This is a genomic window from Peribacillus sp. YIM B13481 (assembly GCF_042787985.1).
In the GTDB taxonomy this organism is placed as follows: Bacteria; Bacillota; Bacilli; order Bacillales; family DSM-1321; genus Peribacillus; species Peribacillus simplex_A.
The window spans coordinates 1-21073 of the sequence record NZ_JBHZPE010000011.1 but is presented as its reverse complement, the minus strand read 5'-3'; the positions used below and the strand labels follow the sequence as shown (position 1 = coordinate 21073).

21 protein-coding genes are annotated in these 21073 nt (G+C 41.6%); all 21 read right to left on the bottom strand.

From position 1 onward, the window contains the following. Positions 1-30: 30 nt before the first annotated feature. Positions 31-804, bottom strand: coding sequence for a YlmH family RNA-binding protein (locus tag ACFX4X_RS09140; protein ID WP_377383030.1), 774 nt, complete (start codon positions 802-804; stop codon positions 31-33). Positions 805-939: 135 nt separating this feature from the next. After that, positions 940-1206 carry a YggT family protein gene (locus ACFX4X_RS09135; protein WP_034313862.1) on the bottom strand — a complete coding sequence of 89 codons (267 nt, stop codon included), beginning with the start codon at positions 1204-1206 and terminating at the stop codon, positions 940-942. Positions 1207-1212: 6 nt separating this feature from the next. Continuing rightward, positions 1213-1677, bottom strand: coding sequence for a cell division protein SepF (locus tag ACFX4X_RS09130; protein WP_061462340.1), 465 nt, complete (start codon positions 1675-1677; stop codon positions 1213-1215). Between the two features lie 21 nt (positions 1678-1698). Beyond that, positions 1699-2370, bottom strand: coding sequence for a YggS family pyridoxal phosphate-dependent enzyme (locus ACFX4X_RS09125; RefSeq protein WP_284471310.1), 672 nt, complete (start codon positions 2368-2370; stop codon positions 1699-1701). 2 nt (positions 2371-2372) lie between these two features. Next, positions 2373-3200, bottom strand: a complete 828-nt coding sequence (gene pgeF, locus ACFX4X_RS09120; RefSeq protein WP_061462338.1) for a peptidoglycan editing factor PgeF — start codon at positions 3198-3200, stop codon at positions 2373-2375. Between the two features lie 55 nt (positions 3201-3255). Next, positions 3256-3525, bottom strand: a complete 270-nt coding sequence (locus tag ACFX4X_RS09115; RefSeq protein WP_061462337.1) for a YlmC/YmxH family sporulation protein — start codon at positions 3523-3525, stop codon at positions 3256-3258. 231 nt (positions 3526-3756) lie between these two features. Beyond that, positions 3757-4536, bottom strand: a complete 780-nt coding sequence (gene sigG, locus ACFX4X_RS09110) for an RNA polymerase sporulation sigma factor SigG (protein WP_061462336.1) — start codon at positions 4534-4536, stop codon at positions 3757-3759. 150 nt (positions 4537-4686) lie between these two features. After that, complete coding sequence (gene sigE / locus ACFX4X_RS09105) at positions 4687-5406, bottom strand: RNA polymerase sporulation sigma factor SigE (protein ID WP_053345247.1); 720 nt, start codon at positions 5404-5406, stop codon at positions 4687-4689. Between the two features lie 59 nt (positions 5407-5465). Next, entirely contained in the window at positions 5466-6392 is a 927-nt protein-coding gene (gene spoIIGA, locus ACFX4X_RS09100; RefSeq protein ID WP_089362416.1) for a sigma-E processing peptidase SpoIIGA, read from the bottom strand. Positions 6393-6911: 519 nt separating this feature from the next. Next, positions 6912-8069, bottom strand: coding sequence for a cell division protein FtsZ (gene ftsZ / locus ACFX4X_RS09095; protein ID WP_061462334.1), 1158 nt, complete (start codon positions 8067-8069; stop codon positions 6912-6914). A 44-nt stretch (positions 8070-8113) separates the two neighbouring features. Next, positions 8114-9412, bottom strand: coding sequence for a cell division protein FtsA (gene ftsA, locus ACFX4X_RS09090; RefSeq protein WP_061462333.1), 1299 nt, complete (start codon positions 9410-9412; stop codon positions 8114-8116). 260 nt (positions 9413-9672) lie between these two features. Then, the gene (locus tag ACFX4X_RS09085) at positions 9673-10038 is read right to left on the bottom strand and encodes a small basic family protein (RefSeq protein ID WP_076366662.1); all 366 of its coding nucleotides are present in this window, start codon (positions 10036-10038) and stop codon (positions 9673-9675) included. Further along, positions 10038-10748 carry a DUF881 domain-containing protein gene (locus tag ACFX4X_RS09080; protein WP_061462331.1) on the bottom strand — a complete coding sequence of 237 codons (711 nt, stop codon included), beginning with the start codon at positions 10746-10748 and terminating at the stop codon, positions 10038-10040. Before ACFX4X_RS09080 ends, ACFX4X_RS09085 begins: the two co-directional genes overlap by 1 nt. Before the next feature lie 42 nt (positions 10749-10790). After that, positions 10791-11483, bottom strand: a complete 693-nt coding sequence (locus ACFX4X_RS09075; protein WP_081108753.1) for a DUF881 domain-containing protein — start codon at positions 11481-11483, stop codon at positions 10791-10793. Next, entirely contained in the window at positions 11470-12252 is a 783-nt protein-coding gene (locus ACFX4X_RS09070; RefSeq protein WP_061462329.1) for a cell division protein FtsQ/DivIB, read from the bottom strand. Before ACFX4X_RS09070 ends, ACFX4X_RS09075 begins: the two co-directional genes overlap by 14 nt. A gap of 137 nt (positions 12253-12389) precedes the next feature. Next, on the bottom strand, positions 12390-13298 hold the full coding sequence (murB, locus tag ACFX4X_RS09065) for a UDP-N-acetylmuramate dehydrogenase (protein WP_284471312.1): 909 nt from the start codon (positions 13296-13298) through the stop codon (positions 12390-12392). 358 nt (positions 13299-13656) lie between these two features. Further along, entirely contained in the window at positions 13657-14763 is a 1107-nt protein-coding gene (spoVE, locus tag ACFX4X_RS09060; protein ID WP_061462327.1) for a stage V sporulation protein E, read from the bottom strand. A gap of 156 nt (positions 14764-14919) precedes the next feature. Beyond that, complete coding sequence (murD, locus tag ACFX4X_RS09055; RefSeq protein WP_089362413.1) at positions 14920-16272, bottom strand: UDP-N-acetylmuramoyl-L-alanine--D-glutamate ligase; 1353 nt, start codon at positions 16270-16272, stop codon at positions 14920-14922. Further along, positions 16273-17250, bottom strand: a complete 978-nt coding sequence (gene mraY / locus ACFX4X_RS09050) for a phospho-N-acetylmuramoyl-pentapeptide-transferase (RefSeq protein ID WP_061462325.1) — start codon at positions 17248-17250, stop codon at positions 16273-16275. A gap of 89 nt (positions 17251-17339) precedes the next feature. Next, complete coding sequence (locus ACFX4X_RS09045; RefSeq protein WP_284471314.1) at positions 17340-18812, bottom strand: UDP-N-acetylmuramoyl-L-alanyl-D-glutamate--2,6-diaminopimelate ligase; 1473 nt, start codon at positions 18810-18812, stop codon at positions 17340-17342. Positions 18813-18970: 158 nt separating this feature from the next. Further along, a complete protein-coding gene (locus ACFX4X_RS09040) occupies positions 18971-20893 on the bottom strand; it encodes a stage V sporulation protein D (RefSeq protein WP_377383024.1) in 1923 nt (640 codons plus the stop codon). Between the last annotated feature and the right edge of the window lie 180 nt (positions 20894-21073).

Genomic DNA, 21073 nt, shown 5'->3' with positions numbered 1-21073 from the left:
ATAAATGTATGAATCCTGCTTGATATTGAATTATTTTTGTCTGCCTAACGAGACTCTCCACTTATCCTTCTTGGTTTTCCCATCAATTGAAGCTATTTTACATCTGCCAAAACCTCTGATTGAAAGTGTATCACCCTCACGGCATTCTTCCGAGACGTTTTCCGTTTGCTTGAAATTAACCTTTACTTTTCCTGATGTTATCAAGGCCTGGGTTTTTTGACGGGACATATTCAGGACGGACGATAGCACACTGTCAAGCCTAAGGGAACTGACTGTGGTGACCTGCTCTTCCCATTTTTCATTAACTTGGATGATATTCTCGATTGGAAGCCTTTTGATCGAAACGGAAGCGCTACCTATTTTCTCCAGGTTTCCTGTGAGGTATAAATCCATCTCTCCGGCAGCGATAAATTGAATATGCTCCTCCGTCACTATTATATCACCAAATTTTTCACGTTTTACCCCTAGTGACATCAAGGTTCCAAGTATTTGCCTATGTTCAAGCGTAACAAACTTTTTTGGATAGGAGATATCGTATAAGGAGATATTGAAATCCGATGGTTCAGGAGAGTAATAATCAGGGTAAATGAGCACACGCTTTCGCTCTACGAAATCGCTCCCGCCATTAAATTGCATTTTCGCATCCGGATCATTCCCTAATAAGGAAGTAAGGATTTCCTGCTGGCGCGGATCAAGAAAATCAGATAGTTTCGGAGCGTAGGAATTCTTGACCTGATCGATCCAATTCATTGCCTGATCAATAAAATCTTTTTCCTCCGGCCTGAAATGCTGATAAATACTCATGATTGAATAAATGCTCCTTAGTTATCAAATTAATGGTCGATCATAAGGAATTGATTTAATTGTTCTTCGTTGCTACTACACAGCGGAAATTTTCCGACTGTGTAGTAATATGCATGTTAGGTTAATTGTTGTTGATCATCCTATTAAAGTCTGTAGGTAATAGATTCCATAACCGCTGGCAAAGTTAAGCACCAGCAGGGCCACAAGCGGTGAAAGATCAATCATGCCAAGTGGCGGTATGAACTTTCTGAACGGTTCTAAATACGGTTCGCAAATCTTTTCCAGGAATTGACCAATCGATGTCTCCCTTGCGTTGGGGAACCATGACATCAATATGTAAACGATTAATGCCATTGAATAAATTTCAATTAAATAATATAAACCTTGAAGCACTAAACCCATTAACCATTACCACCTCGCTTCTTCGTACTCCTCATCGGCGGCGAAGCCGGTAATATTACCGGAAACATCGACGTTGTCCGGGGTACATAAGAATATATCTGTTCCGATTTTTTGGATGTCCCCGCTGATTGCATAGACAGTCCCACTTAGAAAATCGATGATTCGCTTTCCTTGATCATGCTGGATTCGTTGAAGGTTCACAACTACTGCACGTCTATTTTTTAAATGGTCAGCTACCTCCTGGGCTTCTGCATAAGCTCGAGGCTCCAATAATACTACTTTAGAAGATTTCTGTACGCTTTGCAAACTTACGATATTCTGATTGGTATTATTCCCTGCAGAAGCGGGCTGCTGTTGTTTAGCTGACTTCACGGCTTTAGGTTCAGCCTCCTCTTCTTCCAACTCTTCATCCTTGTACTCATACTCATCATCCAGCGCGAAATAAGATTTAAATTTTGATACGAATGACATCTATAGCGTACCTCCTTAAAATTATTCGCCTACAAGTGCAGTACCAATCCTAATCATTGTAGCGCCTTCCTCAATGGCAATCATGAAATCATTGGACATCCCCATGGACAATTCAGTGCAGGGAGCATGCTTCAAACCGGCATTTTGTATTTCCGCCTGGATGCCCTTTAGTTTCCGGAAGCACTCCCGCAAAACCTGTTGATCATCAGTCAATGGAGCCATCGTCATCAATCCTGCAACATTCACCTTATCAAAATGAGATAACCCTTTTATGAAATCCATTGTCGCTTCAGGATTCAAGCCATGTTTTGATTCTTCACCTGAAACGTTCACCTGCACTAAACAGTTTATCGGCTCATTTGCGCGTTTTTGAATTTCTTCTGCCAAAGAAATGCGATCCAATGAATGGATATACGCAATTTTATCGATGACATTTTTTACTTTGCGTGTTTGCATGGAGCCAATATAATGCCAGTTGGGCTTGTCCTTCAGCACTTCATATTTTTTCAATAGCCCTTCGTCACGGTTTTCACCCAAATCGCTTATTCCCGCTTCCAATGCTTCCTTTGCTCTCTCGACCGAAACATATTTTGTCACTGCGATTAACTTTATACCTTCACGGTCCCTGCCACTATTTTCACATGCTATATTTATTTTTTCTTCGATGTTTTTTAAATTGTCCACTACTTTCACTGTTACCCTAAATCCTCCTTCCAACCGATAAAACTCATCAATCTACCTGTCTTTCCGTTATCGCGGCGATGTGAAAAAAACAATTCATGATCACAGCTTGTACAGTATGATGAAACGTCGATCTGACTTTTTGGAATTCCTGATTTTTGAAGAATCAATGCATTAAGTTGCTTAAGATCCAATCGATATTGTCCTTCACTGATTAAATTATAGGGCTTTTCGTCATTATCTACCAGCAAATTCTGCACTAAATCGATGACTTTAGCATCAACTACATAGCACTTAGAACAAATCGACGGCCCAATAACAGCAAATATCTCCGTTGCCTTTATACCCTCATTTAGCCATGCCTCAACCATTTTTCGTGCAATTCCATTAACGGTACCCTTCCAGCCGGCATGTGCCACCCCAATCAAACCATGTGCCGGAGCAAGAAAGTATAAAGGCACACAGTCCGCATAGCAAAGAGTCAATAAAACATTTTGATCCTTCGTATAGAATCCGTCAGTTGCCTTAAAGGCTGAATCATAATCCATCGAACCCCTCCCGCCATCGCGTTCGGTAACATGATGGATTTTCGTTTCATGCGTCTGCTCGGCCCCTACCCATTCATTAAGCGGAAACAACAGCTTATCGGCTAAAATCCTGCGGTTTCCCTGGACATCTTCAAGCTTATCCTTGACATGAAAACCGGTATTCAATGTTTGGAAATCCCCTGAACTGACTCCCCCATTCTTTGTGGTGAAGCCCGCTACGAGCTGGAGATTTTGTTGTCTCCAGCTGTCAATGAGCATATATTGGTCTTTTATTAAAACAAATGGCTCTTTCATCCTTTAACCTCTTTATTTTTTAGTCTAGTGTATCATATATTTGCGCCATGTACCTTTAAAACCGTTCATCTTTCAGCTCAGCTTGAAATACTGTCTGATGTTCAACAAGAATGACATCCGCACCTATTTTTTTTATTTTGCGCCATGGGATTACTATATCCTGTTCCCTGCCGAAGAAGCCCATTAGCCTTGTTCCATTTGAAACGATGATGGCCTCTATTTTCCCTGTGGACGTATTGATTTCAAGATCTGACATATTACCTAGTTTCTTTCCATCCGCTATATTGACGATATCCTTAATTTGAAATTCGGAAATCCTGGTCACATCACTCAGCTCCTCAAAATTTCATCATGGATGTTGGTCCTATTCCTATGTATATGACATGATTCACTCAAGGATGAAGAATACGATAAATAAACGTCCATTCATTTCATGACTTCCCTTCTGAAAGGGGTTTTTCACAAAATAAAAAAGCCGCTATGGAAAAGTTGCTGATAAGCGGGTAATCGGCATTTGCCCTACCCGCTTCAGCTAACTTTTTCTCATGTCCAGCTTCTACTGTTGGATATTTTTATTCATTTGCTTGATTGCCGCTTTTTCCAATCGGGATACCTGCGCTTGTGAAATGCCAATTTCCTCGGCTACCTCCATTTGCGTCTTCCCTTGGAAGAAACGTTTGCGAAGGATCATTTTTTCCCGGTCATTCAACCGTCTCATTCCTTCATTTATAGCTATCTCATCAATCCAGGTACTATCTTTATTTTTTTCATCACTCAGTTGGTCGAGTACATAAATCGGATCCCCGCCATCATTATAAATCGGTTCAAAAAGGGAAACTGGATCTTGTATAGCATCTAGTGCAAAAACAATTTCTTCATGAGGTACTTCCAACACCTTGGCGATTTCTTCAGCTGTCGGCTCACGAAGGGTCTGGCTTATGAGCTTTTCTTTTACCTGTAAAGCTTTGTAAGCGATGTCTCTCAAAGAACGGGATACCCGAATCGGATTATTGTCACGAAGATATCTTCTGATTTCTCCAATAATCATCGGTACAGCATACGTTGAAAACTTAACATTTTGACCTAGGTCAAAGTTATCTATCGACTTCATCAACCCTATACAGCCTACCTGAAATAGATCATCTACATACTCTCCCCGATTGTTGAAGCGTTGAATGACGCTTAGAACGAGTCGAAGATTCCCGTTTACCAGTTTCTCTCTTGCTGAAATATCGCCATTTTGCAGTTCTTTGAAGAGTTTTCTCATTTCTTCATTCTTTAAAACCGGTAATTTTGATGTATCCACACCGCAGATTTCAACCTTATTACGAGACAAAATTATTCCCTCCTCACAGGAGCGCTGTACAAAAAACAGTATTTCCGCGGGAGGAAAAAATATGCACATGGCTAGAACTGAAAATCACCATTATTTTTCATTATGGCTGCCAAAGTATTGATTTAATTGGCATTTATCCACTTTATTTTTTTACACCATTTTATTAAATTCTTTTCGAAGCCTCTTAATAATCCTTTTTTCCAAACGTGAAATGTAAGATTGGGAAATCCCCAGCATATCGGCAACATCCTTTTGGGTTTTTTCCTCTCCACCTGCAAGTCCAAACCGGAGTTCCATTATCTGTTTTTCACGCTCGGATAACTGCGTAAGTGCTTTCGTCAACAGCTTGCGGTCAACGTTTGCCTCGAGGTCTTTCGTGATAATGTCATCGTCAGTCCCAAGAACATCGGATAACAGAAGTTCATTTCCATCCCAATCAATATTCAGGGGTTCATCAAAAGAAACTTCAGAACGGATTTTATTATTTCTACGTAAATACATTAATATTTCATTCTCGATGCATCTCGAAGCATATGTAGCGAGTTTAATTTTCTTTTCAGGATTGAATGTATTCACAGCTTTTATCAAACCTATGGTACCAATGCTAATTAAATCTTCAATATTGATGCCCGTATTTTCAAATTTCCTGGCAATATAAACAACCAGCCTTAAATTCCGTTCAATTAAGATCGATCGTGCAGCTTCATCGCCCTTGGGTAATTTATTGATCAGTATTGCCTCTTCTTCCTTTGAAAGGGGCGGTGGCAGTGCCTCACTCCCTCCTATATAAAATATTTCGTCCGTTTTCAATCCGAGCTTGAACAATAGTTTGTACCAAAAATAAGTGAGCCGAAGAATGAATTTCTTCAAAATAATTCTCCCTTCTAATAAACGGATTATGGGTCTAAATTTAGAGTGAATCAAAAAGTTCAGGAGGCATTTTGCACCGGTATCCCGGTTAACATTTTCGGATGAACGATAGATTGATAGCTATTGTCGGGAGAGAGTTGCTGAAAGGTAAACGATACGAGACCCTGCTTAACATGATATTCTTTTTCTCCTTTTAAGATTTTAATGTAATCCGGTTTGATTGCGGTTAACAGCTGGTGTTCATGACCAACGACTTTAAAAGGGATGACACGCATTCTACCAGTCCATGAATACTCGGGCTGTACTTCCTGGCTAATCAGGTTATCAGGGTTTTTAAAGAGCTCTAGCATATCGTCTGGAATTCCCGCTTCCCCGCCTGAAAGTGAAATGATCATGACTGGGGAACGTGTAATCGGATCATATAATTGATTGCCGCTATCCACCAATCCATGAAACGTACCTTCAAAGTCAGAAATTTTAACCGAGACCGAAACCATTTGTTCATGCGAAAGCTTTGTCATCTCCATCCCTTCAAGTGTCCTCTTGGAAAATTGCCAAGCGAGCGGGAAGCCAATCATTACAAATATCCAGCTGACAGGGTCACCAAAACGATTGATTCCTGCATATTGGCCAGGGTCCTTGGAAACGATTTGAAATTCAAATAGGTAGTGAAGTCCAAGAAGGATTCCTCCCGATAAAAACGTCACAAAATATAAGGTGGCCACCGATTTCATAAAAAGTTTTAACCTATTAAACCCAAAGGTTGCTAGCACCATGACCAGGGATACTAAAATCTTCATGTACACTCGGTCGGCAATTGCATAAAAAGGAGTGAATGCCAATACGATAATGAGGGAGCCTATCAGCCCGCCGATGCATACCCGCCAAAGAGCTACCCTTCGTTTGAGGATGATGGCGGTCCAATATAAAAGGAGGCAATCAAATAACCAATTCAATAACCAGATCACATCTAAATATAAGGTCAAATACCTACCCTCCTTTTATGAGCTAACCTTCCACTAGCAAAAAGTATAGCGTACCTGCCCTAAGAAAGTGTGTCACTTTTTGTACTGAAAACTTAAGAGTTTTTCAGTCATTTTTACCCTTTTTGTAGAAAAACAGCTATTGATATTTTCAATACTGTCTTAGAGTCTATCCTGCTCCCTTTTACTTCTGTCGATTTATGTTATAAAAGTTTAATAATTTCTCGATGCTCTTTTCTTTTTTCATTTACGTATGAAAAGTGAACGAAAGCTTAACGAAAAGAGGGTACTTACCCCAGATACTCCATCATGCAGCGGAAACAGGTCTTCCACCGCATAGGGACATTTAGACATCAATCAAGGATGCTATTATTAAGATTTCAGCTAGCCTTGGAATCGAGTGACACCACTCGAGAAAAGTCCCATTATTCCAAAGTCCTTGGAATCGAGTGCTTTTTTAGGCATGCATCTTTTAAACGGCAAAAAACCGTCCCCAAATGGGAACGGCATATGACGTCGATATTAACGACGTCTATTACGGTTACGGAGGAAGGTTGGAATGTCCAAAGCCTCTTCACCTTGATTAGCATTACGTGCAGGCTGTTCATTGACTTCTTCTCTCTTCACTTCACGCTTCACGTTTGACTGTGGCGTTTGTTGTGCCTGAGGTCTTGATTGCTGCTGTTGTCCGAGTGTGGGACGTCCAGTAGGCCTTATTGAAGCTTCAACCTCGTTAAAGCCTGTGGCAATCACAGTAACGACAATTTCATCTTTAAGGTTTTCATTGATAACCGAACCAAAAATCATGTTTACGTCTTGATCGGATGCAGTAGCCACGATATCGGCCGCTTCCTGGACTTCAAAAAGACTTAGGTTCGTTCCACCTGTTATATTCATCAGTACGCCTTGGGCACCATCAATCGATGTTTCAAGCAGCGGACTGGAGATGGCTTTTTTTGCCGCCTCTGCTGCACGGTTTTCCCCGGAGGAAATCCCGATTCCCATAAGAGCGGAACCTTTGTTGGACATGATGGTCTTAACATCGGCAAAGTCCAAGTTAATAAGACCTGGAACTGCAATTAAATCTGAAATCCCTTGTACCCCTTGACGTAGAACATTATCGGCTTCACGGAACGCTTCAAGCATTGGCGTGCTTTTATCGACGATTTCAAGAAGACGGTCGTTCGGAATGACGATTAGTGTGTCAACCGATTCCTTCATGGATGAAATGCCGCCTTGAGCCTGTGTTGCACGTTTTCGGCCTTCGAAAGTAAATGGACGAGTAACAACACCCACTGTAAGAGCCCCTAAATCTTTAGCAATGCCAGCGATGACAGGAGCCGCTCCCGTTCCAGTACCGCCGCCCATTCCAGCAGTTACGAATACCATATCGGCACCTTTAAGCGCTTCTTCAATCTGCTCTTTGCTTTCTTCTGCAGCTTTTTTTCCTACCTCCGGATTGGCGCCTGCACCTAGACCGCGTGTAAGCTTCCCACCGATTTGCATTTTAATTTCTGCTTTTGATAGATTAAGTGCCTGTGCGTCTGTATTGACAGAAATGAACTCGACACCCTGTACACCATGCTCGATCATTCTGTTTACCGCATTGTTTCCGCCGCCGCCAACACCTATTACTTTTATCGTTGCTAATTGTTCTAAATTAGAATCAAACTCCAACATGACAATCCTCCTATTTTGACGAAATTCCCGATTCTTAATGATTGTTATTCAAAAAAGTAACCCAGGATTTTTTTGAATTTAGATTCACCTTTTTCACCTTGGTTTTTAGCCGTGTTCTCTTTGCTTTTCTGAGAAACCTTTTGGCTGCGCTGGTCATTATCTTCTTGTGCTTGTCCAGCTGCTACAGGAGTTTTATTAGCGGTGTTTTTTTGCATTCTCTCTTTCTTGCATGCGTGTTTAATCAGACCAACAGCTGTCGTATAATGTGGTTCCCTAACACCGATGTAGTTCGGTTCAGCTGTCCTGACGCGGTTTTGGAACACATATTGAGCAAGCTCCAGGACTCCCGGCATCTTAACTACGCCCCCGGTCAACACAAAACCACCCGGAATATCCTGGAAGCCAAGTCTTCTCAAGTCATCTTGAATCAACTCGAATATTTCGGTCACACGCGCTTCAATGATATCCGAAAGCATTAACTGGTTGCAGGGTTGCTGCTGGTCGCTGCCGATGATCGGTATTTGGAATACTTCATCTTCAGACGCGTCATCATAAAAGGCATGTCCATGCTTTACTTTTATTTTCTCAGCTTCTTCCATCGTAGTCCTTAGAACGATGGAAAGATCCTTCGTAAGTGTTTCCCCGCCTATCGGTATCACAGACGTATATTGTAAATAGCCTTGTTCGAAAATTGCAAGAGTCGTGGAACCTCCCCCAATATCGACAAGTGCCACACCAAGTTCTTTTTCATCCTTGGATAAAACAAGGGAACCTGCGGCTAAGGGTTGAAGAGCGATATCGGTTATTTCTAACCCTGCCCTTTCCACACAACGCAGCGTATTATGTAAAATTGTCCGAAGACCTGTGATTAAAATCCCTCTCATTTCCAATCGAACACCTATCATGCCCCTTGGATCACTGATTTCATCAAGTTCATCAACTTTGTAATGAATCGGCACCACGTCGATAATTTCCCTGTCGGACGGTATCGTTATTAACTCCGCCGCTTCCCTGACACGGAAAACGTCATGCTCAGTAATTTCTTTATTGTCACTGGATACCGCTACTACCCCATGACAAGGCTGAAGCGTCACGTGATTTCCACTTATACCTACGATTACCTTTGTTATCTCCATCCCAATCATCCGTTCTGCTTGTTCGACAGCCTTTTGAATGGATTGGACGGTTTCATCTATACCGACGATTGAACCCTTTTTGAGCCCTTCTGATTTAACATTTCCAACGCCGATTATATTTAATGTGTCATTGACCATTTCCCCAATGATAACTTTTACACTGGATGTACCGATGTCAAGACTTACGTATATTTCGTTGCTGTTCATTCCATGGCACCTCCTTCAGGTTTTACATGTATTAGTAGAATAACATTTTTATATCTAAAGACTTATTCATTATAAAATAACAGAACTGATTACAACAACTCGCTAATTCATTATGCTTTTCATTTATCATTTCCCAAACAAACTCGTAGATTCTTCTGTTTTAAAGTGCTTATTGTTCGCTTCTCAACATAACTGATATCATTTCTAAACTAGATACTGCCATAAACTATTCGTCATTTACAACTTAATTCCCTTTAAAATTATAGATTTTTTTTCTGCTTTTTACGGGAAATGGACCATTTTTCAATTAGTATCCTTCTAATCAGGGCGATATTTTGAAAGAGCCTTACGCCGAACACAAAGATTGCGGCTAAATACAAGTCTACACCAAGATGTACACCTAGAAAAGCCAAACCTGCGGCCAAAATAATATTAAAGAAGAATCCTGTTACAAATACAACTTCATCATAAAGGTTTTGCAGATGAGCCCTTATGCCTCCAAATAAGGTATCAAAAGCAGCAAGCACGGCAATGGAGAGATAATTTGAATATTCATGGGGGATATCGAAATCCACCAAAAAACCAAGGGTGATTCCAATCAAGAGTCCAAAAACTGGCAACCACATTACGATTCCCCCCCATCCATAATGGGTTCCATATGTTCCACATTAATAGCATTTTGGTAGGCCGGCAATGTCAACTCACCTGAAGGTGCCTTAATCAGCACTTCAAAATTATCTATAAAGAAATCATCCATAAGTTCAGATCCTTCAATACGCTGCTTCAATTTCGTTGGATTAACGGTAATTGCCTTTATTTCGACCGGGTAATCAACTAGAGGGTATCCGTCTATTTTCGGCTGCCCATTTATATCACGTATAACCGATGTTGAAATATACCTTTGTCCTGAAATGGAAATTTCGTCAGCGCCAAACCTATACATTTCATTTATGAGCCGAATGATCAATACAGGTGAAATATACTCGATCCTCTTACCAAGAAGGATTTCTTCTTTTATAGGCTGTATAGACACGATTACCCCTTTACCTTTTATTTCGGTCAAACCTGCATCAGTCTTTAATTCGGTCAGGGTGTCACGTAATACTTCCTCTTTACTCTCATTTTTCTTTGTTTCATAGGATGCAATTTTCCCCTCAAGCTTACTGATACCCTCTATTAATTCCGCCTGGGTCTGCTGTTCTTTCAATAAATCATTTTTCAGCTCCCACATATCCCTTGTATCGGAAACGACAGGGTGATTCACCAAATTGAATTGAATTGCGAGCATGAAGCCAGCAATCAAAGTAACCAAACTAAAAGAAAGCTTTTTTTTCATTTCCAGTTTCTCACCAATCTTTCATCGAATCCGGCGATCTAATCACCCTCCAATAATTGGATCAAAAATGATATTCTTTTGCTTTTCCACTGTAAAGATAATATTCTCATTAACCAGCTGTTCCTTTATGCCACCGGGTAAGTCCAGTGAAGCACCCAGGACATCAGGGTCCCCAATCGCAGAAATGATAAATGGAGCTGGATGCTGATGGCCATCAATTGTGATCACAGGCCCATTACATACTATGTAAGAATCATGATTTAACCTTTGACCGTTAATCGCAACAGCCTCTGCACCTGATATGTATAGTTCATTGACGACCTTGAAGACATGCTGTTCATGAACCAGGTAGTTATTAACATTGGCCTCTGAGTCCATATCTGTACCATCTTCAAGAGTCACCTGAAGGCCTGTGCCTTTCACTTTCACTTTTCCAAGAAACATCCGGTATTTTTCCGTATCCTTGGCCAAATTGAAAAATAACTGCTTTTCCTGCGCTAGGTCTTTTTCAATTTTGGATACATTTTCTTGCTTTTGAAGGAGTTCATTCTGAAGATCCCTGTTCTGTTTCTCTTGTTCGATCAGTTGCTGCCTTAGCTCATATTCCTGATCCCAGGCTTTATCCTTCACTACTCCTTTACCATCTTTGGTCAGATTGTAAGAGAAGGCAATCATAAATCCGAGAACAACGCAAACTAGGGGTAAGACCACCCGTTTGCCATTAATTTTCCTCATTGGTGCCTTCCTTTTGTTCAGCGTCTTCATATGCTTTAAAATAAGAACCCACTTCCAGATCAATGACTCCCTTTACCTTTGGATCCAACTGGCTGACAATCGATGGGTAGTGGATCATTTTCTCGTATAAAGTCCGGCTTGTCGCACTTACTTCAAACCCATCGTTCATAAACATGACGATATGGTAGTCATCGGTTTTGGTTGGAGCATAATGAATTTCAGATATGGCATTCTGAATCTCGACAGGAAGCTTGTCCAGCTCTTCTAAAAGCAACTTTAATGCTTTACCCTCTTTGAAACCAATTAAAACCGGGGCAAATACTGGAATTTCGCCTGTTGCTAATTCCTCCAAAACCGACCCGTTTTCCAAAATTGGAGCAAACTTGCCATTATTGGACAGATATGCCATCCTATTATGTTCCGAAACCGTGATTTTAATGGAATTAGGAAATACAGGTGTTACCTGAACGCTTTTTATTTCCTTATTTTTTTTGATATTAGCGGCGGCGGTCCCTGTGTCAACCTTCCAGATGCTTTGATCCTTCTTCACCTTACTCAATTTAATGATCTGCTTGGAAGTAAAATAACGATTCCCCTCTACCTGCACGGATTTCACGTAGCTCAACGGGGATAAGAAATACAGCACACAAGCAACCAGAATGAAGAAAAGGGAAAGCAAAAGAACAAGTCGCCTGTTTGCTTTGCTTTTTCTTAATTGTTTTAATTTCGGGATGCGGTCCTCAATGGAAACGATTTTTCCCTTTTCCATCCCATTCACCTCTTCCTGAAAAAATGGATGGTTTATGACACAGTACGATTCAAGACAAACTTAAAATTTGTTTTTAATAAACTTTAAAAGGTATCACATTATAACACAATATTTGGATATAAAGAATAAATCCTCTGTTATTTCCGGCCGATAATTTCCACTTCTGTTTCCATTTCAATTTCAAATTTATCATACACAGTATCCTTCACATGCTGTATCAAGGCTTGAACATCCGCAGCACTTCCAGTACCTGTGTTAACGATAAAGTTTCCGTGCATCGGTGAAATCTGCGCTCCGCCAATCGAGTGTCCCTTCAGGCCGGCATTCTCCACCAATTTACCTGCATGATGTGGAAGTGGATTCCTGAATATGCTACCGGCACATGGCAGATTATACGGCTGGGTTTCTTTTCGATAATTCTTGTTATTCTGCATTCTTTCAACGATTTCGGTTTTATTACCCTCTGTCAATTGAAAAATGGCCTCCAGTACGATTCCAGGTCGTTTCTTTTGAAGTAGAGAGGTTCGATATGAAAACTCCATTTCTTCCTTCGAAAGCCAAGCTAGGGTTCCATCTTCAAAAAGAACATGCGCCTTCTTGAGGATTACACTCATATCGGAACCGTGCGCACCAGCGTTCATATAGACAGCTCCGCCGACCGAACCAGGGATCCCACTGGCAAATTCCAATCCTGCATATCCTTTTTTACTAATTTGAACGGAAAGGCTGACAAGTGACACCCCAGCTCCCGCTTTAATCTCGCAGCCATTCAACTCGAAATGATCAAGTCCTTTACCCAATTTAAGTACGGCACCTTCAATTCCGCCATCACTTACAAGTAAGTTCGAGCCCCTGCCAATCGCCCTCCATGGTATCCCATGTTCTTTGATGACCTGCATCGTTTTTTCTATATTTTCAATGGATGATGGCACGATGAATAAATCAGCCGGCCCCCCAATTTTCATAGTTGTATGATTCGCAAGCGGTTCTCGTTCAAGAACTTTGCCGATTTTCATTTCAGTTAATTGCTTTATCACTTTATCCATGATAAACCTCCTTGTTGTTCCAAAAATTCCAAGTTATGATTTTCATTTCCTCTTACATGAGGTCATTTATTTTACAAGATTGATAATACCTTTTAAACAGAAAAATGAGCAGAAGCAAGCCCCAGTACGGCCTAACCCTCTTATACTATAGTCTAAACAAAGCAGTATTGCCAATATTTATTATGGATTCCCCCACATTCATACATGGTAATATTTAAGCGGCATTTCATTTATTTCTAATTTCCGGCAAGATATCCTCCAAAATCAGTTTCCTGCAAGGGTTTTCATCGTAAGAATAAAAAAAGGAAACCCTGCGTATAACAGGGCTTCCCTTTGCCAACCATATATTTTCCTGATGTCAAAACCTTGAATAACGGCTAATATTCAGGAGCACTCCGATCGCCATCAACATAAGTGTCAAAGATGAACCGCCATAACTTAAAAGAGGCAAGGTGATACCTGTAACTGGCATCAATCCCGTTACTACCCCTATATTGATCATCACTTGAATGGCGACCATTGCAATGATTCCCACCGCTACAAGGCTCCCATATAAATCAGGGGCACCAAGTGCGATCCGAATGCCCCGCCAAAGCATGAGTGCAAATAACAATATGACCAGAGAGCCTCCGATGAAGCCAAGTTCCTCGGAAAGTATGGCAAAAATGAAATCGGTCTGCGGTTCTGGTAAATAGAAAAACTTTTGGCGGCTTTGCCCGAGTCCCAGTCCGAACAATCCACCGGGCCCGATTGCATAAAACGATTGAATCATTTGAAAGCCACTGCCCAAAGGGTCTTCCCAAGGATCCAAAAAAGATGTGATCCTTTTTATCCTGTACGGCGCTGACAAAATCAGACCGATAAAACCTACTACCCCTATTAGCCCCAAGCCGACAAAATGGCTGATTTTTGCCCCGGAAATAAAAATCATAACGATGCATGTTCCTACCATTACCGTTCCCGTTCCAAGGTCGGGCTGTAACATGATCAATCCAAATGCCAAAAACACTAAACCCAAGGATGGAAGCATCCCTTTTTTAAAAGAGGTGATCAGCTTTTGCCGTTCGGATAAAAACTTAGCCAAAAAAGCGATCATCGCTAGCTTCATGAACTCAGATGGCTGTACCGAAAAGGCACCTACACCAATCCAGCTCCTCGATCCATTTCTCGCCATCCCTATACCTGGTACAAGCACCGCCAATAACATAATGAAACATATGATGATGAGAATCTTGGCCCAAGTCCGCCACGTCCAATAATCCACATTCATGATGAAAAACATGGCTATGACACCAACGCAGGCAAACAGCAACTGCCTTTTAGCAAAATAAAACGAATCATCAAATTTATATGTTGCCCAAATGGCACTAGCACTGTAAACCATGATTAATCCAACGGTCAAAAGACTTAAGGTGACGATAATGAGAATAAGATCGGGATTCGATTTTTTTAATGGCACGGACATCCACCTCGAGGAAGTTTTTCGAGCCTGTACGAATATAAACATCAATGCTGATTGCTTGTCAGCACTTTAGTCAAAAAAAAAGCGATAACGGCTCATTATCGCTTTTTTCCAAGGTGTCAACGTAGAAGCAGGTTCACTTCTCTTTTGCGAAAGCTCTTACTTAAGTTTATGCACGGCTTCCATAAACATGTCTCCTCTTTGCTCAAAAGTTTTATATTGATCCCAGCTTGCACAAGCAGGGGAGAGAAGAATACAGTCGCCTTCATTTGAAAATTCAAATGCTGCCGGAACGGCCTTTTCTACATTATCGACACGTTTTATATTCGCTATTCCTATTTCTTTGGCTACCCGCTCAATTTTTTCTGCCGTTTCGCCAAAAGTTATCACGGCTTTGACATTTTTCATAGCCGGTTTTAACTCATCGAATTCATTTCCGCGATCCAACCCGCCTGCCAATAGGATGACAGGTTCCGTAAAGGATGTTAGCGCTTTGGATGCAGCTAGGATGTTCGTCGCTTTCGAATCATTATAAAACTTACGGTTTTCGATCGTCGCTACATACTGAAGACGGTGTTCCACACCAAAAAATGTTTTTAGGACAGTCTGAATGGCTTCGTTAGCGACACCCTTCAGTTTGGCCGCCGAGATGGCTGCAAGCACATTTTCCAAATTATGTTTTCCAGGAAGGGCTATCTCTGAAACATCAATGACTTTTTCTCCTCGGAAATAAACGGCACCTTCTTCCACATAGGCGCCATTCTCATGTTTCACTTCAGTTGAAAAAGGAACAAGTTCAGCCTTGGTCTTTTTCGCCATGGATAAAACGGCATCTTGATCTGCATTAAAAATCATGAAGTCTGAGCCTATTTGATTTTTAGTAATCGCAGCTTTTGCTTCTGCATATTCCTGTTTGGAGCTATGATAATCCAAATGCGCATCATATAGATTAGTCAAGATCGAGATTTCAGGACGAAACTCCTCTATCCCCATTAACTGGAATGATGATAATTCAATGACGATCGAGTCATCGGATTTTGCTTTTTCAGCAACACCAGAAGCAACTGTACCGATATTTCCAGCAATAAGCGGGGATTTTTCACCGATTTTCAACATTTCGAATACCAATGTTGTCGTAGTCGTTTTTCCATTTGTACCAGTGATGCCTATGAAAGGGGCCTCACTGATCTGATAGGCCAGTTCAACTTCCGTGATAACTGGAATCCCTTTTTCCAATGCCCCTTTTACAATAGGATTCCGATAGGGGATTCCCGGGTTTTTCACGATCAACTCGAAACCTTCATCAAGTAGCTCGATCGGATGACTTCCGCAGATGACTTTGATTCCCTGTTCAAGAAGTCCTTGGGCTTCAGGATTTTCCGATAATGGCTTCATGTCATTAACCGTCACGAAAGCACCTAATTTATGTAGAAGCGAAGCTGCCATCACTCCGCTTTTTGCCAATCCTAATACCAATATCTTTTTCTCTGAATACTTTGCAGTCTCTTTCAATTATATCCACACCTCTAAATAGATTCCGAGTACCGCACACAGCAGCCCCACTGTCCAGAAAGTCACGACGACACGCCATTCCGACCAGCCAGAAAGCTCATAATGGTGGTGAAGCGGACTCATTTTAAAAATACGTTTACCAGTCGTTTTAAAAGATCCTACCTGTAAGATGACAGAGAGGGTCTCAATGACGAAGACTCCGCCAATGATTACCAGGAGGATTTCAAGCTTGGTTAACAGGGCGATGGTAGCGATGGCTCCTCCAAGTGCCAAGGAACCTGTATCCCCCATGAATACCTTTGCAGGATGGGCATTGAATACCAAAAATCCTAGTACTGCACCGACAACCGCAACAGAAAATATAGCGACATCATATTGTGACTGACTCCAGGCCAAAATGGCAAAAGCACCAAAAGCAATGGCTGATGTGCCTGAGACAAGTCCATCAAGCCCATCCGTCAAATTGACGGCATTCGAAAAACCTACCAGCCAGAAAATAACGATGAAGAGATAAAACCAGCCAAAATCAACAGCATAGTCTGTACCTGGAATCGTCAATTCAGGATTAAAACGGTCTGTCTGCTTAAAGACGAAGTAAAAGATGACCGAAATCACAATTTGTCCAAGCAGTTTTTGCTTTGAAGTCAGTCCTAGATTACGTTTCATCACCACTTTGATGAAATCGTCCAAGAAACCTAATAAACCAAATCCTAAAGTAACGAATAATAATAAATAAGTTTCGGTTGATGGTTCCGAAAATTTAAAAGTCATGACAAGTGTAGCGATAGTAACAGATAGTAATATGACCAAACCGCCCATGGTGGGTGTTCCCGTTTTCTTCAGATGCGATTGTGGGCCTTCTTCCCTGATACTTTGCCCGAATTTCAATCTTCTTAAAAACGGGATGAAAACCGGCGAAAGAAGAACGGTTACTAAAAACGCCACCAAAATCGTATAAAAAATTACTTGTTCCAACATTCCTTACTCCCTCATTCCTAACACAATTCAAAATAAAATTCTGCTTGTTGTCATTTCTTGTTTGTTGACGGGACAAATTCACCGCTGGTTCATACTGAACCCAAACGACTTTGAATCGCCTTTTCTGCCTCTTCACGGTCATCGAAGTGAAGCACCTCGTCACCGACCAATTGATATGTTTCATGACCTTTTCCAGCAATTAAAATAACGTCTCCCTCATCCGCCTTGGCAACTGCATAACTAATCGCCTGCTTGCGGTCTTCGATAACCGTATATTCTTTGCCTGCTACACCAGCTTCCATATCCCGCAGGATTTGGGCAGCATCTTCACTGCGTGGATTATCCGAGGTGAAAATTGGGTCAGTCGCCAACCTGCATGCAATTTCGGCCATGATAGGACGCTTTGTCTTGTCTCGGTCCCCGCCGCAGCCCACTATCACAAAAATTTTCTTTTCAGCAAACTCACCAACAGTCTTTAGGACATTCTCTAAACTGTCCGGTGTATGGGCATAGTCAACTATGACCGGGAAGGACTGATTTGCTGTAATAAGCTCAAAACGGCCTGCAACACCTTTTATATCCTCAATTGATCTAATGGTCTCATCTAGATCGTTACCCGCGCACAGAGCGGCTGAGATGGCTGAGAGAACATTATAAACACTGAATTTACCAATTAGCTTCAACTGAATGAAACGCTCCTCTTTGCCCGCTGTCAAGGTAAATGATGTGCCATTTGCATCAATTTTTATGTCCTTGGCCCTGATATCCGCTTCTTTGTCTATCCCGTATGTAACGACTGTAGCAGCGGTCACTTTAATGAAATCAGCTGTTGCCTCATCATCAACATTAAGAACAGCATATTTTGGACGGTTTTCTATGTAGGCATTGCCGAGCTGGGAGAAAAATAATGATTTTGCCTGCCTGTATCTGTCCATAGTTTTATGGAAATCCAAATGATCCTGTGTGAGATTCGTAAAAACGGCAATATCATAATCACAGCCATGGACGCGACCAAGCTCAAGTGCATGCGAAGAAACTTCCATAATGGCCGTGGAAACAGACGCTTCGGCCATTTCATGAAAAGCCTTCTGCAGTGTAACGCTATCTGGCGTCGTATTCTTAGTTTCGTATACCGTATCGGCAACTTTTGTATACATCGTGCCAATCAATCCTGTTTTTTCATTTCGATCCTCGAAAATCTTTTCCAATAAGTGACTGGTGGTCGTTTTTCCATTCGTACCTGTAATTCCAATCAAGCGCATCTTTTGCGTAGGATGGCCATAAAATGCATCGGCAAGCATTGCCATCGCCCTGCTTGAATCCCTGACAACGATCACGGGAACATCGAGGTCAAGCGGCCTTTCTGCAATGACTGCTGCAGCTCCATGTTCTACAGCAGATTGGGCAAAATCATGACCATCGACTGTATAACCTTTTATACAAACAAATAAACTTCCGTCTATGACTTTACGGTTATCATTTTCAATGGAGGTGATTTCAGGATTTTCTCCTTCATACGTAAATAAGGAGTGTAAATAAGATAGTAATTTGTGAAGCTTCATTTTTCCATCCCTCTCAACTTAATTTGAGGATTCATTATATGTGATTAGTCTTGGCTTGTCGAGAAGCCAATTTCAATTATACGGGGTTATCACGACTCCGTAAACAAAGCGGCTGATGATTCTTCAGCCGCTTTAACTATTCATATATTATATTATACTTATTCTGTATTTTCGCCAAGATAAATTCTTATCGTGGACCCTTCTTTTACTTTAACACCTGGATCCGGAGCTTGATTTATGACTTTATCCCCATTGCCGGCAATATCCAGCTTAAGGTCGATGAGCTGGGTTTGCAACTCTTTTTTGCTGAGTCCCACAACGTCAGGTACCTCAACCATGACAGGATCCGTCCAAACCGTTTCCTTCTCAATCTGGTTTTTTCTTGGCTTGATGCCCATGGCCCTAAGTGAATCCTCCATGATATTCCCTACGATCGGAGCAGCAACGACCCCACCGAATTGTACTGTTCCTTTCGGATTATCCACCGCTATATAGACAACGATTTGCGGATCATCCGCTGGAGCGACACCAATGAATGAGAGAATATAATTATTTTCAAGGTATCGGCCATTTTCAGCTTTTTGTGCTGTACCCGTTTTCCCGCCGACTCGGTACGACTCCACGAATGCTCCTTTACCGCTCCCTTTAGCAACAACGGATTCAAGTGCTTCTCGGACTTTCTTCGAGGTTGCTTCTGAAATTACTTTTTTCTTCGCCTGTGGGGTCTTTCGCATCAGTACTTCTCCATTTTTTGGATCCACCAGTTCCTTTGCGATATAGGGCGTATACAACGTACCGCCATTCACAGCCGCCGATACCGCTGTCACCTGCTGAATGGGCGTTACGGCAACACCTTGTCCAAATGCAGTGGTTGCCTGCTCAACAGGACCCACTCGATCCATGTTGAACATGATTCCTTTTCCTTCTCCGGTTAAATCAATCCCCGTTTTTTGTCCAAACCCGAAATCATTTATATATTTAAACAGCTTGTCTTTACCAAGCCGGTTCCCTAATTCTACAAAACCAGGGTTACATGAGTTCTCGACGACTTCAAGAAAAGTTTGATCCCCATGTCCTCCGCTTTTCCAGCAATGCAGTGTAGAACCTGACACTTCCACATGTCCGGAATCATAAAAATGTTCCTTTTGTAAGTCGACCTTCCCTTCCTCCAGCGCTGCAGCAAGGGTGATGATCTTAAAAGTCGAACCTGGTTCATATATACTCCAAACTGGTAAATTGCGGTTATACACTTCTGAAGGTACATTTTGAAAATTAGCTGGGTCAAAGGTTGGCCTGCTCGACATCGCCAATATTTCCCCTGTATTCGGGTCCATGGCAATGGCAATTAGACCATCGGGGTTATATGTCGCCTCCGCATTATCGAGCTCCCTCTCCACGATTGTCTGGATTTTGCTATCGATCGTAAGCTTCAAGTTATCACCATCAACAGGGGGCTTATAGTCATCGGCCATATTTTCGAGCCTTTTCCCTTTCGCATCAGAATAAAATTTAACAAATCCTTTTTCCCCACTTAGTTCCTTATCATAAGACAATTCAATTCCCATCAACCCTTGATTATCGGAGCCCGTAAAGCCAAGAACATGCGAAAGATATTCACCAAATGGGTAATGACGCTTTGAATCTTCAGCGATATAAACACCCTTTATCCCTAATGCTTTAATTTCCTTCGCCTTTTCGTGAGATATCTTTCTGCCTTCCGGGATTCTGACGCTCATCGCCTGTTTCGTTAACCATTGATAAGCCTTTTCCTTTGTCATATCCAATATTGAAGCAAGCTGTTCCGCCGTTTCCCCAGGATTCTCAATCTGTCTTGGGATGACATAGACTGTTGGCGCAGAAATATTCGTTGCCAGCTCGACACCATTCCGATCCAGGATTTCACCTCGTTTAGCTTCAAAAGGAATATTCCTGCTCCAGGAATCTTTAGCCAGCCCCGTCAGCTTATCCCCTAAATAAAATTGTACAATTCCCAAACGGACATCAATGATAAAAAAAACAACGATACCCACTGCCAATGCGATTGCCAGCCGTTTTCGGACAGTAACATTCGAAACACGCAAAAACAGGCACCTCCATTTCATACATGGTTCAATATATGCTTGTCTGCCCGATGCTAGACTAAGAAACTTTTAAAGAAATAAAAAGGGAATCCGTTTGGATTCCCTCAGACTGTAGACAAACTCGATGAAAATCGAGTTTGTCTATTTTTTATGAGTTGTACAATTTGGCCGTTGATTGGA